Genomic DNA, 14,890 nt, shown 5'->3' on the forward strand with positions numbered 1-14,890 from the left:
TTTGTTTCGCATGCTTCCCGGGATTTTGCCTTACTTGCCTGCGCTGGATTGGCGCGGCAATGCGCGCGGTATCTCGACACGCGCGACGATGCCCGTTTGCCCGTCGCGCCGGTTCGCGAGCGTCACGCGTCCGCGATAGCTCTGCGCCACCGCCTGCGCGATGGCGAGCCCGAGGCCGCTGCCGTGCGAGTCATGGTCATCGCGCTGATCAACCCGGTGACCGCCCGCGCGGAAAAACCGGTCGAACACGCGCGGCAGATCGGCATCGGCAATGCCGGGCCCGTTGTCGGTCACCTCGACGACGACGCCTTTGTCCTCGCGGTACACCGCCACGTCCACATGCGCGCCTTCGTGGCTGTAGCGAATTGCGTTGTCGACGAGATTGCGCACGAGCACGCGCATGTCGGTTTCGGTGGCGCGCACCGCCACGTCGTCGAGGCGCGTCACACCCAGATCGACGCCGCGCGCGTCGGCAAGCGGCAGCAGGTCGGACAGCACGTCGGTGACGACCTGCGCGAGCGGCACCTCGGTCAGCACGCGTTGCGCGCTGCCGATTTCGGCGCGCGCAAGACCGAGCAGTTGCGACATCAGCGAGCCGGTGCGCACGATGCCGCGCCGCAGTTCCTCGAAGCGCTCCGGGTACTGCTCGGGCGGCGCATTGCGCAGATTGTCGATCTGCAACTGCATGGCGGAGATCGGCGAGCGCAGTTCGTGCGCGGCATCGGCGATAAACATGCGCTCGGCGTTCACGAGCAGGGAAAGGCGCTCGATCATGCGATTGATCGACTCCACGAACGGCCGTAGCTCGACGGGCGCCTGCCCGACTTCGAGCGGCTTCAGGTCGTGCAGATCGACGTTCGCCGCGCGCCGCCCGACGCGCTCCAGCGGCCGCAGCGAAACGCGCACCGTCACCGCGATCGTGAGCGCGAGCAGCGGCAGCAGCGCGAGCACGGGCAGCAGGCTCCAGAACGCCACGCGCAAGGCGTTGCGGTTGCGCATGCTGCGCGATTCGGCGACCTGAATGTATTCGTCGCCGGCGGCGAGCGCGAACACGTCCCACGATTCGCCGTCGTATTCGATCGACGAGAAGCCGCTTTGCGCACGCGGCAGCGCGACGCGGGCGTTGCTCGTGCGACTCGGGACTTCGCCGTCGTCGGCGGACCAGATCTGCACGACGAAATTGTCGGCGGCTTCGTTGTCGCCGCGCGGCTCGATCGCGCGATGCGGCACGCCGGTCTGCACGTGCGCGGCGGCGTCGCGCAGGGTCGTGTTGAATTCGGCGGCGAGACTGCGCACGACGAGGAACGTGCCGAGCGCGCCCAGCACGCCGACGAGGATCGCGAGCGTGCCGATCGCAATGCTCAGACGGCGATGCAGGGAATGCGCGGCGAAGAACATGGAGCGTCTCGGGTGGGGAGGCGCGCTCCATCATAAAGGATTCGTCGTGCGCAATTCGCTGTGCGCCATGTTTCAGCGATGAGAGCCGCCGTGCATGCCACCCATGCCACCCGTTCCGCTCCAGACACCGCCATGACCACCATGGAATCCGCCACCGCCATGAAAGCCGCCGTGCATGCCCGGCGCCGGATGCATATGCGGGCCGCCCGGGAAGACGTGATCCATGTGATGAAAGTGGTGGAAGTGATCGACGAACACGAACGAGCCACCCACGAACACCGGCGGCCACCAGCCGTACCACGGGCCGGCGTACCAGGTTGTCGCGTCGGGCCAGGCCATCGGGTAGACGAGCGTGTCATCGCCCTGCACGATCTGCCATGTGCCGTCGGGTTGCAGGCACGCGAGGCCGCTGATTTGCTGCGGCGTGCCGTCGATGTCCGCAACGCCAGTGACGGTGCGGCATGCGGGCGGCGGGTAAGTACCGTTGTAAGTACCGTCCGCGGCCTGCTGCGACACGACCGGCGTCGAGCAGGCGCCCAGCAGACAGGCCAGCACGCTGAAGGCGAGAAGTTTGCGCATGATGTCGCCCCTCTCGATGGACCGGCCTCGCGGCGCGCAGGCTGCGCGCCGTAGCCGTGAAGACTCCATCGGTATGCCTCGCACGCGGCGCGTGAGTTCGCTCGCGCGAGCCGCGTGTCATCTGCAAAACGAGGGGCGTACGGGCGCTATTCCCTTGCGCCTGGCGCGAGTGGCCGTGCCCTGATTACCAGTTGTATCCGTGACCTGGCCGTGTCGCGCTTTATGCCTGCTTGATGCCTGTTTCATGCCTGCCACCGCGTGACGAACGCGCGAATGTCGTCGTTCACGCGTGCTGCGTGGTTGAAGTACATGCCATGCGTGCCGCCCTCATAAACCTTCAGCGTCGCACGTTCGAGCGCCGCCGCCGTGGGGCGGCCGGTGATCTCGAGCGGGGCCGAGGCATCGCAGTCGCCGTGCAGCACGAGCGCCGGCACATCGATGGCGGCCAGTTCGCTGCGGAAGTCGGTAACCATCTGTATGCGGGGCAATTGCGTGGCCGCGCAAAACGACGTGGCCAGCATCATGTCGGCCGTCCACTGGATGACCGCGCGCGAGGTGCCATGGCCAAAGTAAGCCTCGGCGCGCCGCTCGATCCAGTCGGGAAACGACGTGAGCATCTCTTCTATCGACGCTTCGAAGAGGCTCGCATCGAGCCCGCCGGGATTATCAGCAGTCTTGAGCAAATACGGCGTCGATGCTGGCGAAAGCAGCACGATGCCCGCTACTCGGCGCGAACCGTGACGGCTCAAATAACGCACGATCTCGCCGCTCGCGAACGAATGGCCGATCAGCGTCACGCGCGCCAGTCCGCGGGCGTCGAGTACCGCTTCGAGATCGTCGGCGAGCGTGTCGTAGTCGTAGCCGCGGCCCGGGTCGCTGGAGCGCCCATGTCCGCGACGGTCGTATGTCACGCAGCGAAAGCCCGCGGCCGCGAGCGGCGCGCATTGGTAGTTCCACATGTCGGCGTTGAGCGTCCAGCCCGAGAGGAACACGAGCGGCGCGCCGTCGCCCCAGTCGCGGTAGTGCAGCGCCGTGTCGTCGTCGATGCGGATGTAGCCGGGTTGGCGGGCATTGAGGGTGTCGCGTGCCATGGTCGTCGCTCCTTGCGGGTGGGGTGTGCCGATGAGGACCATGGTCGCCGAAGCCGTGCGCGCTGACGATTACGTCGGAGGTAATGGCTAGGCATCCGCTGCAAGGACGCGTTGCGCGCAGCCGCACCATGCTGGTGCTAGATTCTTCACACGTACTGCCAAAAGGAGACAAGCATGAGCAACACCTCCCCGCGTCCGGCTTTCGGGTCTGCCATCTACTATCGCGATCCGTTCGCCGCGCTCGACTGGCTCGAAAAGGCGTTCGGCTTCAAGCGTCAGTTCGTCGTGACCACGCCCGACGGGAAACTCGGTCACTCGGAAATGCGCTTCGAAGACGGCTACGTGATGATCTGCGGCGGCTGGCCCGGCATGCCGTACTCGAGCCCGGCCGATGTGGAAGGCAAGAACACGCAGTCGGTCCACGTGCAACTGAAAAGCGGCCTCGACGCGCATTGCGAGCGCGCCCGCGCCGCCGGTGCCAGGATCGTCCGCGAGCCGGCGGACCAGTTCTACGGCGACCGCGTCTATGCGGCAAGCGACCCCGAAGGCCACGTGTGGAGCTTTGGCGAAACGGTGCGCGAGGTCACGCGCGAAGAAGCGGAAAAGGCGAGCGGGCTGAAGATCGACGGCTGGGTTTGAGCGCGGCCGCTGGCGCAAATAGAAAACGCCCCGACGGGCGATAACCCGTCGGGGCGTTTGCTTGAAGGCTTGCACGCAGCGCGCCGTCAAGCGCGCGGCATGGCCAGGCGAAACTGCTTAGCGCTGAGCGATCGGCTTCGCTTCGCGCGGCGTTTCGCCGATGAACAGCTGACGCGGACGGCCGATCTTCTGCTCGGGGTCGGCGATCATTTCGTTCCACTGCGCAATCCAGCCCACCGTACGCGCCATCGCGAAGATACACGTGAACATCGAGGTCGGGATGCCCAGTGCGCGCTGCACGATACCCGAGTAGAAGTCGACGTTCGGGTAGAGCTTGCGCGACACGAAGTATTCGTCTTCCAGCGCGATCTTTTCGAGCTGCATGGCGAGCTTGAAGAGCGGATCGTCGTGCAGACCGAGTTCGTTCAGCACTTCGTAGCACGTCTCGCGCATCAGCTTCGCACGCGGGTCGTAGTTCTTGTACACGCGGTGTCCGAAGCCCATGAGCTTCACGCCTGAGTTCTTGTCCTTCACCTGCTTGATGAACTCAGGAATCTTGTCCGGCGAGCCGATTTCTTCGAGCATGTTCAGTGCAGCTTCGTTCGCACCACCGTGCGCCGGGCCCCACAGACAAGCGATACCGGCCGCGATACACGCGAACGGGTTCGCGCCCGACGAGCCAGCCAGACGAACCGTCGACGTCGAAGCGTTCTGCTCGTGGTCGGCGTGCAGGATGAGGATACGGTCGAGCGCGCGCACGAGCACGTCGTTGACCTTGTACTCTTCGCACGGGTTCGAGAACATCATGCGCATGAAGTTCGCGCTGTACGACAGATTGTTCTGCGGGTACACGAACGGCTGGCCGATCGAGTACTTGTACGCCATGGCGACGAGCGTCGGCAGCTTCGCGATCATGCGGATCGCCGAAACTTCACGATGCTTCGGGTTATTGATGTCGAGCGAGTCGTGATAGAACGCCGACAGCGCGCCGACTGCGGCGACGAGAATCGCCATCGGGTGCGCGTCGCGGCGGAAGCCGCGGAAGAAGAACTGCATTTGCTCGTGAACCATCGTGTGCTGCGTGACGGTGCGCACGAACTCTTCCTTCTGCGCCGCGTTCGGCAGTTCGCCGCGGTACAGCAGGTAGCAGGTTTCGAGGAAGTCGGCGTTTTGCGCGAGGTTGTCGATCGGGTAGCCGCGGTACAGCAACTCGCCCTTGTCCCCGTCAATGTACGTGATCGCCGAGTTGCACGCCGCCGTCGACATGAAGCCCGGGTCATACGTGAACTTGCCGGTCTGACCGTACAGTTTGCGGATGTCGATCACATCCGGGCCCATCGTGCCCTTGTAGATCGGCAGTTCGACGCTCGGCGAATTGTCGCTGAACGATAGCGTGGCTTTTACATCAGACGGGGTCATAGCACATCCTCAATCGAAGATAAACACGGGATTCGATAGTTTTGTACGTCCGGCGCGGCGCCTGCAAGACAACTGCGGACGCCGCCGCGCTCAGACGTTCCGAAGCAGCTCCAGCACCCGCTTCACGTCCGGGTCGGCAAGGTCGCCTTCTGGTTCCTTGCGCGCGAGCAGCAAGTCCATCAGGTCGTTATCGCTCAGCTCGAGCAGGCGCGTGAGTGCGCCCACGTCGGCGTCGCTGAGTTCATGCTCATAGCGCTCGAAAAACCGCTCAAAAATCAGATCATTTTCGAGCAGGCCGCGCCGCGCGCGCCAGCGAAGGCGCGCGCGGCGATGGGGGTCAGACTGGTGCGATTCCATTTCAGAACAGCAGCATCAAACCGCGCGGCGGAACATCAGTTCCTTGATCTTGCCGATCGCCTTCGTCGGGTTCAGGCCCTTCGGGCAAACGTCGACGCAGTTCATGATCGTGTGGCAACGGAACAGACGGTACGGGTCCTCGAGGTTGTCGAGGCGCTCGCCGGTCGCTTCGTCGCGGCTGTCCGCGATGAAGCGGTAAGCCTGCAGGAGACCTGCCGGGCCGACGAACTTGTCCGGGTTCCACCAGAAGCTCGGGCACGAGGTCGAGCAGCTAGCGCACAGAATACACTCGTACAGGCCATCGAGTTCGTCACGCTGCTCAGGCGACTGCAGACGCTCCTTCTCGGGCGGCGGCGTGTCGTTGATCAGGTACGGCTTGATCGAGTGGTACTGGTTGAAGAACTGCGTGAAGTCGCAGATCAGGTCGCGCACGACGGGCAGGCCCGGCAGCGGACGCAGCACGATCTTCGCCGGCAGGTCGTTCAGGTTCGTCAGGCAGGCGAGACCGTTCTTGCCGTTGATGTTCATGGCGTCCGAACCGCACACGCCTTCACGGCACGAACGGCGGAACGACAGCGTCTCGTCCACTTCCTTGAGCTTGACCAGCGCGTCGAGCAGCATGCGCTCGTGCGTGAGTTCCAGCTCGTACGTTTGCATGCGCGGCGCCGCGTCCTTGTCCGGGTCGTAGCGATAGACTTCAAAAATGCGTTTGGCCATTTCCAATTCCTTTTGACTGGCGTGTGCCTTAGAACGTACGCGCCTTCGGCGGCACGGACTCGACGGTCAGCGGTTTCATGTGGACCGGCTTGTAATCGAGTCGGTCACCTTCGCTGAACCAGAGCGTATGGCGCAGCCAGTTTTCGTCGTCGCGGTGTTCAAAGTCGCTCTGTGCGTGCGCACCACGGCTTTCCTTGCGGGCTTCAGCCGAGACCATCGTTGCGCGCGCAACTTCGACCAGGTTCGCCACTTCGAGCGCTTCCACGCGCGCCGTGTTGAACACCTTCGACTTGTCCTTCAGGTGGATGTGCTTCGCGCGCTCGGCGATCTGAGCGATGTCCTTCACACCGTCTGCCAGCAGCTTCGACGTGCGGAACACGCCAGCGTGCTTTTGCATCGAGCCGCGGATGTCGTTCGCAACGCTCTGCGCGTACTCGCCCGAGGTCGACTTGTCGAGTTCGGCCAGGCGCGAGAGCGCGAAGTCGGCGGCGTCGGCCGGCAGCGGCTTGTGCTCGCGCAGTTCCTTCACGTGCTTGACGATGTGGTTGCCAGCCGCACGGCCGAACACCACGAGGTCGAGCAGCGAGTTCGTGCCCAGACGGTTAGCGCCGTGCACCGAGACGCACGAGCATTCGCCCACGGCGTAGAAGCCGTTGACGACTTCTTCGTGACCCTTCGGCGTGCCAACGACCTGGCCGTTGATGTTCGTCGGGATGCCGCCCATCTGGTAGTGGATGGTCGGCACGACCGGGATCGGCTCCTTGATACAGTCCACGTTGGCGAACTTGAGCGCGATTTCGCGGATCGACGGCAGACGCTTCATGATCGTCTCGGCGCCGATGTGCGACAGGTCGAGCAGCACGTGGTCCTTGTGCGGACCCACGCCACGGCCTTCCTTGATTTCCTGGTCCATCGAGCGCGAAACGAAGTCGCGCGGCGCCAGGTCCTTCAGGGTCGGCGCGTAACGCTCCATGAAGCGCTCGCCGTTCGAGTTACGCAGAATGCCGCCTTCGCCGCGCACGCCTTCCGTGATCAGCACGCCCGCGCCGGCCACGCCGGTCGGGTGGAACTGCCAGAACTCCATGTCCTGCAGCGCGATGCCCGAGCGGGCCGCCATGCCAAGGCCGTCACCGGTGTTGATGAACGCGTTGGTCGATGCCGCGAAGATCCGGCCTGCGCCGCCCGTGGCGAACAGCGTGGTCTTGCCTTCGAGGATGTAGACGTCGCCCGTTTCCATTTCGAGCGCGGTCACGCCGAGCACGTCGCCTTCGGCGTCGCGGATCAGGTCGAGCGCCATCCATTCGACGAAGAACGTGGTCTTCGCCGCGACGTTCTGCTGATACAGCGTGTGCAGCAGCGCGTGGCCGGTACGGTCAGCAGCAGCACAGGCGCGCTGAACCGGCTTTTCGCCGTAATTGGCCGTGTGGCCGCCGAACGGGCGCTGGTAGATCGTGCCGTCGGCGTTACGGTCGAACGGCATGCCCATGTGTTCGAGCTCGTACACGGCGTTCGGCGCTTCACGGCACATGAACTCGATCGCGTCCTGGTCGCCGAGCCAGTCGGAACCCTTGATCGTGTCGTAGAAGTGGTAGTGCCAGTTGTCTTCGCTCATGTTGCCGAGCGAGGCGCCGATGCCGCCCTGCGCCGCCACCGTGTGCGAACGCGTGGGGAACACCTTCGAGAGCACGCAAACCGACAGGCCAGCGCGCGCGAGTTGCAGCGAAGCGCGCATCCCCGAGCCGCCAGCACCGACGATGACCACGTCGAACTTGCGACGCGGCAGTGAATTCTTGATTGCAGCCATTCTTTTACACTCTCCAGAGAATCTGAGCGGCGTAGCCGAGGCTGCCCAGCAGCCATGCGATCGTGAGGACGTCCAGCGTGATGCGCAGGCCGACCGGCTTGATGTAGTCCATCCAGATGTCACGCACACCGACCCACGCGTGCAGGAACAGCGCGACCAGGGTGACGAACGTGGCCAGCTTCATCCACTGCGCGGCGAAGATCGACGCCCAGCCGTCATACGAGAAGTCGTGCGCGCCGAAGAACAGGACGAGCAGCACGATCGTGTAGATCGCCATGATCACGGCGGTGGCGCGTTGCGCGATCCAGTCGCGAATGCCGTAGTGAGCGCCGACGACGAGGCGCTTCGGACCGATACCGTTTTTAGCCGACATTTTTTAGAACGCTCCGAAGAGTTTTGCCGCAAAGGCGATCGTGAGGACCGTGGAGATGATCACGACGACCAGGGAGGTCGACTTGCCTTTTTCCTTGCTCACGAGGCCATGGTTGAAGTCCATGCACAGGTGACGCACGCCAGCGCAGAAGTGAAACAGGAACGCCCATCCGAGGACCAGCACGATGAGCTTGACGATGATGTTGGAAAGGAAGCCCTTGAATACCTCGAAGCTAAGCTCCGAAGTGAGGCTCTGGTCCAACAGGAACAAGATGAAAGGCAAGAACAGGAACAACAGCACACCGCTGATGCGGTGGCCGATCGACACACGGCCGGCCAGAGGCAGGCGGTATGCGAACAATATCTGCCCAAGCCCGATGTTCCGGTATTCCGGCCTCGGTTTTTTTGCGGCTTCTGCCATGCTAGACCCCTACTATGTGTTAACACTAATTCGCAATTTTAGCGCCTTTTCATATCGCGCTGCAGCGAAATCCACGACGGGTAAGGCTGGTGGCGCGCGCAAGCAAAGGCACGTGGGGAGGGCCGCCGCGCCTTTCGCGCGGCCGCCCGTCAACTCAGATCATTCTGATAGTAGTACCCAGTTGTGACATACCAGCCGCGGCGTACCTCGACCGGCCGGTCTCCATAGGTATAGGACACTCGCTCGACCGATAGCAAAGGAAAACCTGCCGGGACCTTGAGCAGATCGGCCACCGTGGGCTCCGCAGCCACGGCGCGGATCTTCTCGGTCGCACGAATCATGCGCGTGCCGAACTCCGCCTCGAACATGGCGTACAGCGGGCCTTTGTACTCGGCAAGGCGCTCGATCGTGAGCCCGCGGAACACGCCGCCGGGCAGCCAGATCTCGTCGAGCACGGTGCTTTCGCCGTCGAACTGCAGGAGACGCCGGATCAGCACCACCGGGTCCGAGGGCTTGAGGTCGAGTTGACGCGCGATCTCCGCGGAGGCGCGCAGGCGCCGGCACTCGAGCAGCTTGCTCACGTGCGGGTGCTCCGCGCCGTCGTCGGCGAGTAGTCTCAGAAAGCGAAACTGGGCGCGCTCTTCATTGTGCGTTGCAACAAATGTACCCTTGCCCTGACGGCGCACCAGAAGATTGTCGGCAGCCAGCTCGTCGATCGCCTTGCGTACGGTCCCCTGGCTCACCTTGTAACGGGCGGCCAGTTCGACTTCGCTGGGGATGATTTCGCCGGGCTTCCACTCGCCGGACTCGAGGCTCTGTGTAATGAGCCCCTTGATCTGCTGGTACAGCGGACTGAAGGTGGGGGACGGCGGAACCGCGGGCGCAGACGCTGGAACCCCGCTCTCGGGAGCGGTGGAATTCGCGTTGCTGGCCGGGTTTGCACTCATGGCGCGCATTTCAACATAAAGCCCCCTACGCATCAAGCATTTTGCCTGCAATAGTTATGTCTTATATAAGACATAAGATACTGTTGACTTTGACCCTGTCGACTCCTACACTCCCGATCGAGCAAGGGTTTGCGGGCAGGCTGCATGCTAATTTCAGGACATGAACCCGGCATGACGAAGAAGAGCCGCCGGCTGCATCCACCTCGTGGCGAATGCGCCGCGAGCCGCCTTGCACGATGCTGTTCCCTCATGCAGTAAACGCAGTAGAGGTTTCGATCCGCCCAGCCGGCACGCGTGAGTCGTTGCGCGCCGCGCGTCTGTGGGAGAGCCCGAGCGAGCTGTTGCAGGAGTCGGCACACGCGAAGCGGCCAGCGCCCGGCGTCCCTCGAAGGGCGCCCCGTTCACCTCTTGCCATGTTGCACAGGTTACCGGCACGGCGGTCCGCGCCGGCGGCGCCCGCGTCACGGCTTGGCAGTCGTTGTTGATCCAGTGAAGCGCGCACGCAAGCGTTAAAGACCGCCTGTTTCACCTACGCTTCGTGTATCGCGCATATAGAATGGCGTTTTACCCTGGCGTCTAACGCATCTTCCTGGAGATTTTCAATGGCTAAGCCCGCAAAGCGCGTTGCCGTCACCGGCGCCGCAGGTCAGATCGCTTACTCCCTGCTGTTCCGCATTGCGAATGGCGACCTGCTCGGCAAGGATCAGCCCGTCATCCTGCAACTGCTGGACCTCCCGCAAGCGCAAGCTGCCGTCAAGGGCGTCGTCATGGAACTCGACGACTGCGCATTCCCGCTGCTCGCGGGCGTGGTCATCACCGACGACCCGAAGGTCGCGTTCAAGGACGCCGACGTCGCCCTGCTGGTTGGCGCACGTCCGCGCTCGAAGGGCATGGAGCGTAAGGACCTGCTGTCGGCCAACGCCGAGATCTTCACGGTTCAGGGCAAGGCGCTGAACGACGTCGCCAGCCGCGACGTGAAGGTGCTGGTCGTCGGCAACCCGGCCAACACGAACGCCTACATCGCCATGAAGTCGGCTCCGGACCTGCCGAAGAAGAACTTCACGGCCATGCTGCGTCTGGACCACAACCGCGCGCTCTCGCAACTGGCCGCCAAGTCGGGCAAGCCGGTTGCTTCGATCGAGAAGCTCGCCGTGTGGGGCAACCACTCGCCGACGATGTACCCCGACTTCCGCGTCGCCACGGCCGAAGGCCAGTCGCTGACCAAGCTGATCAACGACGACGAATGGAACCGCAACACGTTCATCCCGACGGTCGGCAAGCGCGGCGCAGCGATCATCGAAGCGCGCGGCCTGTCGTCGGCTGCATCGGCGGCCAATGCAGCGATCGATCACGTGCGTGACTGGGTCCTCGGCACGAACGGCAAGTGGGTCACGATGGGTATCCCGTCGGACGGCTCGTATGGCATCCCCGAAGACATCATCTACGGCGTGCCGGTGACCTGCGAAAACGGCGAATACAAGCGCGTGGAAGGCCTGGAAATCGACGCGTTCTCGCGCGAGAAGATGGACGGCACGCTCAACGAGCTGCTCGAAGAGCGCGAAGGCGTCGCTCACCTGCTCGGCAAGTAAGCCTGCTGTACGAACGGAACGCGCGATTTACGCCCGTTCCGTTCTGCTTTATGGGCCTGTGGGGCAAGCTCCGCAGGCCATCTGGCCTCCGCGGCCCTACGCGGGCCGCCCTAGGCGGGCCCCCCGATCCGCATGCGCCTTGCCAGACAGGACGCATCCGAATCCGGTATCTCCTACAAAACTCGACTCCCGACGCCGAAGATGCGCGCCATTCTCCCAGCAGAAGTGCTGTTTGACGGCGAAGCGCCGCCCGCCATCCTGCCCGCATGCGATCACTACGCGGGCAGCGAGAAGCTGATGCTCAAATCGCTCGCACTGCAGCAGCAGTTGGGCCCGGTATTCGACATCACGCTCGACTGCGAAGACGGTGCGCAGGTCGGCCGCGAAGCCGAGCACGCCGAGCTCGTGGCGTCGTTCATCGGCGGCGAGCACGACCGCTTTGGCCGCGTCGGCGTCCGTATCCACGATTTCCATCACCCGCACTGGCGCGACGACGTGCGCATGATCCTGCGCGCCGCGAAGCGCGCGCCGGCCTTCATCACGCTGCCGAAGATCCGCGCCGTAGGCGACGCCGCCGAAATGACGGCGTTCATCGAGGCCACGCGCGTCGAGATGGGCATCGACAAGCCCATTCCCGTTCAATTGCTCGTCGAAACGCATGGCGCGCTCGCGCGCGTGTTCGACCTCGCCGCGCTGCGCGGCGTCGAGTCGCTGAGCTTCGGCCTGATGGACTTCGTCTCCGCGCACGACGGCGCGATTCCCGACACGGCCATGCGCTCGCCCGGCCAGTTCGACCACCCGCTCGTGCGCCGCGCGAAGCTCGAAATCGCGGCCGCGTGCCACGCGTTCGGCCGCGTGCCCTCGCACAACGTGAGCACGGAAGTGCGCGACATGGAAGTCGTGGCGAACGACGCGCGCCGCGCGCGCAACGAGTTCGGCTACACGCGCATGTGGAGCATTCATCCGGCGCAGATTCCCGCGATCGTGGCCGCTTTCGCGCCGCGCGACGAAGAAATCGCGCTAGCCGCCGACATCCTGCTGGCTGCGCAACACGCGCAATGGGGTCCGACACGCCACGGCGACACGCTGCACGACCGCGCGAGCTACCGCTATTACTGGTCGGTGCTGCGCCGCGCGCGCGCCACGGGGCGCGCCGTGCCGGCCGAAGCGGCGCCGTTGTTCGCGCGAGGCGAACTCGCGCAGGAGTCGGCCTGATGCGCGCCGCGAACGGCCGCCGAAAACGTTTTCAACGTATGGCGCCGCGGCACTGAAGCGGGCCTCGCGACACATAGCGCAGCGACGGCAGTCACGGACAGTTACAGGCAGTTACTTGCGAACCAAGGCGCAAACAACACCGGGCCGGAGAAATTGAAGTTCATGGCGATAAATAGGTGAAAATAGCGTCCGCTGCGCGCTTACAGGGCGCGCGCAGTGCAAACGGCGGTTGCCTGTTCAACCGCGCACTGATCAACCGCTTTTCGATAGATAAAGGTTTGACACTCATGAAGAAACTGCTGATCGCCGCTGTCATCGGCACGCTGTCCTCGACGCTGATGCTGGCCGCCACCGACGCCGCCGCACAAGGCACGACGTCGACCACGACTGCCAAGAAGCCGGCCCCTAAGCACCGCATCATCAAGCGCAAGGCCAACCCGGCCAAGGAAGCGAAGATGGATCCGGTCCCGGAAGGCTCGGAGCACTGGAGCTGCGCTGAAGGCGCACAATTCGACCTGAAGGGCGACATGGCGCGTGACCAGATCGTTACCGTTCACTGGGCGAACAAGAACTACAACCTGCCGCGTCAGGTCACCACGACGGGCGCTGACCGCTTCCACGACGCCGCCACCGGCCTCGACCTCGTCGTGATCCCGACGAAGGCCATGCTGTTCTCGGACAAGGACAGCTCGCGTCTGGCCGACGAGTGCAAGACGGTTGCCATGCAGCAAGGCGCAATGGCGCCGACGCAGGCCAACGCGCTGAACCCGGCTAACCGCGCTCCGGCAGCCGCCAGCGGCGCCGCGGGCCAGTAAGACCCGCAGGATCGCCTCGATGTCCGCCCTGATCTCCAACGTCAGGCCGCAGCCGGACCAGGTACTGGTCGATATCGTCGACTATGTCCTGAATTTGCCGGTAGACAGCGCGCTCGCGCTGACAACGGCCAGGCATTGCCTGATCGATACCCTCGGCTGCGGACTCGAGGCGCTCTCCTACCCCGCCTGCACCAAGCTGCTGGGACCGATCGTGCCGGGCACGATCGTCCCGCATGGCGCGAAGGTGCCGGGCACCCAGTTCCAGCTCGATCCGGTTCAGGCCGCGTTCAACATCGGCGCGATGATCCGCTGGCTCGACTTCAACGACACGTGGCTCGCCGCCGAATGGGGCCATCCGTCGGACAACCTGGGCGGCATCCTCGCGACCGCCGACTGGCTTTCGCGCACCGCCATCGCTCAGGGCAAAGCGCCGCTCACCATGAAGCGCGTGCTCGAAGCCATGGTGAAGGCGCACGAGATCCAGGGCTGCATTGCGCTGGAGAACTCGTTCAACAAGGTCGGTCTCGACCATGTGCTGCTCGTGAAACTCGCCTCGACCGCCGTGGTCGGGCAAATGCTCGGGCTCACGCGCGAAGAACTCATCAACGCCGTTTCGCTCGCGATGGTCGACGGCCAGTCGCTGCGCACCTACCGCCACGCGCCCAATACGGGCTCGCGCAAGTCGTGGGCCGCCGGCGACGCCACCTCGCGGGCCGTGCGCCTCGCGCTCATGGCGAAAACGGGCGAGATGGGCTATCCCTCGGCGCTCACGGCAAAAACGTGGGGCTTCTACGACGTCTCATTCAAGGGACAGCCGTTCAGGTTCCAGCGTCCCTACGGCACGTATGTGATGGAAAACGTGCTGTTCAAGATTTCGTTCCCCGCCGAATTCCACGCGCAGACCGCCGCCGAAGCCGCGATGACGCTGCACGGCGTGCTCGCGCAAAAAGGCTTGACGGTTGGGGACATCCAGCGCATCACCATACGCACGCACGAAGCGGCAATCCGCATCATCGACAAGAGCGGCCCGCTTGCGAATCCGGCCGACCGCGATCACTGTATCCAGTACATGGTCGCCGTGCCGCTGATCTTCGGACGCCTCACCGCCGCCGATTACGAAGACGAAATCGCGAGCGATCCGCGCATCGACGCGCTGCGCGCGAAAACGGTATGCGTGGAAGACTCGCAGTTCACGAAGAATTATCACGACCCGGACAAGCGTTCGATCGCGAACGCGCTCACAATCGAATTGAGCGACGGCACGACGCTCGACGAGGTCGTCGTGGAGTACCCGATTGGCCACAAGCGGCGCCGCGAAGAAGGCATTCCGCTTTTGATCGAGAAGTTTCGAATCAACCTTGCGCGCCGCTTCCCCGCGAAGCAGCAGCAGGCGATTCTCGATGTCTCGCTCGACGAAGCCAGGCTTTACGCCCTGCCCGTCAACGAGTACGTCGACATGTATGTGATCTGAGCAATCAGACAGGTATCAGTGACAGCAGCAAACGAGCAGTAAGCGTTATTTCCGCG

The 14,890-nt window shown here is 63.9% G+C and carries 15 protein-coding genes; 5 read left to right on the forward strand and 10 right to left on the reverse strand.

The window, feature by feature from the left end:
- Positions 1 to 30: 30 nt before the first annotated feature.
- From VSR72_RS05670 to VSR72_RS05680, 3 genes are all read right to left on the reverse strand, one after another.
- Positions 31 to 1,398, reverse strand: a complete 1,368-nt coding sequence (locus VSR72_RS05670; RefSeq protein ID WP_342951418.1) for a HAMP domain-containing sensor histidine kinase — start codon at positions 1,396 to 1,398, stop codon at positions 31 to 33.
- A 72-nt stretch (positions 1,399 to 1,470) separates the two neighbouring features.
- Positions 1,471 to 1,977, reverse strand: a complete 507-nt coding sequence (locus tag VSR72_RS05675) for a hypothetical protein (protein ID WP_342951419.1) — start codon at positions 1,975 to 1,977, stop codon at positions 1,471 to 1,473.
- 242 nt (positions 1,978 to 2,219) lie between these two features.
- The gene (locus VSR72_RS05680) at positions 2,220 to 3,068 is read right to left on the reverse strand and encodes an alpha/beta hydrolase (protein ID WP_342951420.1); all 849 of its coding nucleotides are present in this window, start codon (positions 3,066 to 3,068) and stop codon (positions 2,220 to 2,222) included.
- Between the two features lie 174 nt (positions 3,069 to 3,242).
- On the opposite strand from VSR72_RS05680, the gene VSR72_RS05685 reads away from it, so the two are divergent.
- Positions 3,243 to 3,707 (forward strand): VOC family protein, encoded by a 465-nt coding sequence (locus VSR72_RS05685; protein ID WP_342951421.1) that lies wholly within the window; start codon positions 3,243 to 3,245, stop codon positions 3,705 to 3,707.
- A gap of 117 nt (positions 3,708 to 3,824) precedes the next feature.
- On the opposite strand, the gene gltA is transcribed toward VSR72_RS05685, so the two are convergent.
- The 7 genes from gltA to VSR72_RS05720 all read right to left on the reverse strand — a co-directional run bounded on the left by gltA (position 3,825) and on the right by VSR72_RS05720 (position 9,744).
- Positions 3,825 to 5,126, reverse strand: a complete 1,302-nt coding sequence (gene gltA, locus VSR72_RS05690; protein WP_342951422.1) for a citrate synthase — start codon at positions 5,124 to 5,126, stop codon at positions 3,825 to 3,827.
- A gap of 90 nt (positions 5,127 to 5,216) precedes the next feature.
- On the reverse strand, positions 5,217 to 5,483 hold the full coding sequence (locus VSR72_RS05695; protein ID WP_028202905.1) for a succinate dehydrogenase assembly factor 2: 267 nt from the start codon (positions 5,481 to 5,483) through the stop codon (positions 5,217 to 5,219).
- Positions 5,484 to 5,498: 15 nt separating this feature from the next.
- A complete protein-coding gene (locus VSR72_RS05700) occupies positions 5,499 to 6,200 on the reverse strand; it encodes a succinate dehydrogenase iron-sulfur subunit (protein WP_158760580.1) in 702 nt (233 codons plus the stop codon).
- Positions 6,201 to 6,228: 28 nt separating this feature from the next.
- Positions 6,229 to 8,004, reverse strand: coding sequence for a succinate dehydrogenase flavoprotein subunit (gene sdhA / locus VSR72_RS05705; protein WP_342951423.1), 1,776 nt, complete (start codon positions 8,002 to 8,004; stop codon positions 6,229 to 6,231).
- Between the two features lie 4 nt (positions 8,005 to 8,008).
- Complete coding sequence (gene sdhD / locus VSR72_RS05710) at positions 8,009 to 8,377, reverse strand: succinate dehydrogenase, hydrophobic membrane anchor protein (RefSeq protein ID WP_342951424.1); 369 nt, start codon at positions 8,375 to 8,377, stop codon at positions 8,009 to 8,011.
- 3 nt (positions 8,378 to 8,380) lie between these two features.
- On the reverse strand, positions 8,381 to 8,797 hold the full coding sequence (gene sdhC / locus VSR72_RS05715; RefSeq protein WP_133183855.1) for a succinate dehydrogenase, cytochrome b556 subunit: 417 nt from the start codon (positions 8,795 to 8,797) through the stop codon (positions 8,381 to 8,383).
- Between the two features lie 149 nt (positions 8,798 to 8,946).
- Entirely contained in the window at positions 8,947 to 9,744 is a 798-nt protein-coding gene (locus VSR72_RS05720) for a GntR family transcriptional regulator (RefSeq protein ID WP_342951425.1), read from the reverse strand.
- A gap of 602 nt (positions 9,745 to 10,346) precedes the next feature.
- On the opposite strand from VSR72_RS05720, the gene VSR72_RS05725 reads away from it, so the two are divergent.
- The 4 genes from VSR72_RS05725 to VSR72_RS05740 all read left to right on the forward strand — a co-directional run bounded on the left by VSR72_RS05725 (position 10,347) and on the right by VSR72_RS05740 (position 14,834).
- The gene (locus tag VSR72_RS05725; protein WP_254337501.1) at positions 10,347 to 11,333 is read left to right on the forward strand and encodes a malate dehydrogenase; all 987 of its coding nucleotides are present in this window, start codon (positions 10,347 to 10,349) and stop codon (positions 11,331 to 11,333) included.
- 201 nt (positions 11,334 to 11,534) lie between these two features.
- Complete coding sequence (locus tag VSR72_RS05730; protein ID WP_342951426.1) at positions 11,535 to 12,548, forward strand: aldolase/citrate lyase family protein; 1,014 nt, start codon at positions 11,535 to 11,537, stop codon at positions 12,546 to 12,548.
- A gap of 287 nt (positions 12,549 to 12,835) precedes the next feature.
- Complete coding sequence (locus VSR72_RS05735) at positions 12,836 to 13,363, forward strand: hypothetical protein (RefSeq protein ID WP_342951427.1); 528 nt, start codon at positions 12,836 to 12,838, stop codon at positions 13,361 to 13,363.
- A gap of 19 nt (positions 13,364 to 13,382) precedes the next feature.
- The gene (locus VSR72_RS05740) at positions 13,383 to 14,834 is read left to right on the forward strand and encodes a bifunctional 2-methylcitrate dehydratase/aconitate hydratase (RefSeq protein ID WP_342951428.1); all 1,452 of its coding nucleotides are present in this window, start codon (positions 13,383 to 13,385) and stop codon (positions 14,832 to 14,834) included.
- Positions 14,835 to 14,890 lie beyond the last annotated feature (56 nt).

It is taken from the genome of Paraburkholderia sp. JHI869 (assembly GCF_038900775.1).
Classification (GTDB): domain Bacteria; phylum Pseudomonadota; class Gammaproteobacteria; order Burkholderiales; family Burkholderiaceae; genus Paraburkholderia.

Excerpts from the sequence above, each read along its gene's own strand:
- VSR72_RS05685 (WP_342951421.1), top strand. The coding sequence starts at position 3,243 with ATGAGCAACACCTCCCCGCGTCCGGCTTTCGGGTCTGCCATCTACTAT.
- VSR72_RS05680 (WP_342951420.1), bottom strand. The coding sequence starts at position 3,068 with ATGGCACGCGACACCCTCAATGCCCGCCAACCCGGCTACATCCGCATC.
- VSR72_RS05720 (WP_342951425.1), bottom strand. The coding sequence starts at position 9,744 with ATGAGTGCAAACCCGGCCAGCAACGCGAATTCCACCGCTCCCGAGAGC.
- VSR72_RS05695 (WP_028202905.1), bottom strand. The coding sequence starts at position 5,483 with ATGGAATCGCACCAGTCTGACCCCCATCGCCGCGCGCGCCTTCGCTGG.
- VSR72_RS05670 (WP_342951418.1), bottom strand. The coding sequence starts at position 1,398 with ATGTTCTTCGCCGCGCATTCCCTGCATCGCCGTCTGAGCATTGCGATC.
- sdhA (WP_342951423.1), bottom strand. The coding sequence starts at position 8,004 with ATGGCTGCAATCAAGAATTCACTGCCGCGTCGCAAGTTCGACGTGGTC.
- VSR72_RS05740 (WP_342951428.1), top strand. The coding sequence starts at position 13,383 with ATGTCCGCCCTGATCTCCAACGTCAGGCCGCAGCCGGACCAGGTACTG.
- gltA (WP_342951422.1), bottom strand. The coding sequence starts at position 5,126 with ATGACCCCGTCTGATGTAAAAGCCACGCTATCGTTCAGCGACAATTCG.
- sdhD (WP_342951424.1), bottom strand. The coding sequence starts at position 8,377 with ATGTCGGCTAAAAACGGTATCGGTCCGAAGCGCCTCGTCGTCGGCGCT.
- VSR72_RS05725 (WP_254337501.1), top strand. The coding sequence starts at position 10,347 with ATGGCTAAGCCCGCAAAGCGCGTTGCCGTCACCGGCGCCGCAGGTCAG.
- VSR72_RS05700 (WP_158760580.1), bottom strand. The coding sequence starts at position 6,200 with ATGGCCAAACGCATTTTTGAAGTCTATCGCTACGACCCGGACAAGGAC.
- sdhC (WP_133183855.1), bottom strand. The coding sequence starts at position 8,797 with ATGGCAGAAGCCGCAAAAAAACCGAGGCCGGAATACCGGAACATCGGG.
- VSR72_RS05735 (WP_342951427.1), top strand. The coding sequence starts at position 12,836 with ATGAAGAAACTGCTGATCGCCGCTGTCATCGGCACGCTGTCCTCGACG.
- VSR72_RS05675 (WP_342951419.1), bottom strand. The coding sequence starts at position 1,977 with ATGCGCAAACTTCTCGCCTTCAGCGTGCTGGCCTGTCTGCTGGGCGCC.
- VSR72_RS05730 (WP_342951426.1), top strand. The coding sequence starts at position 11,535 with ATGCGCGCCATTCTCCCAGCAGAAGTGCTGTTTGACGGCGAAGCGCCG.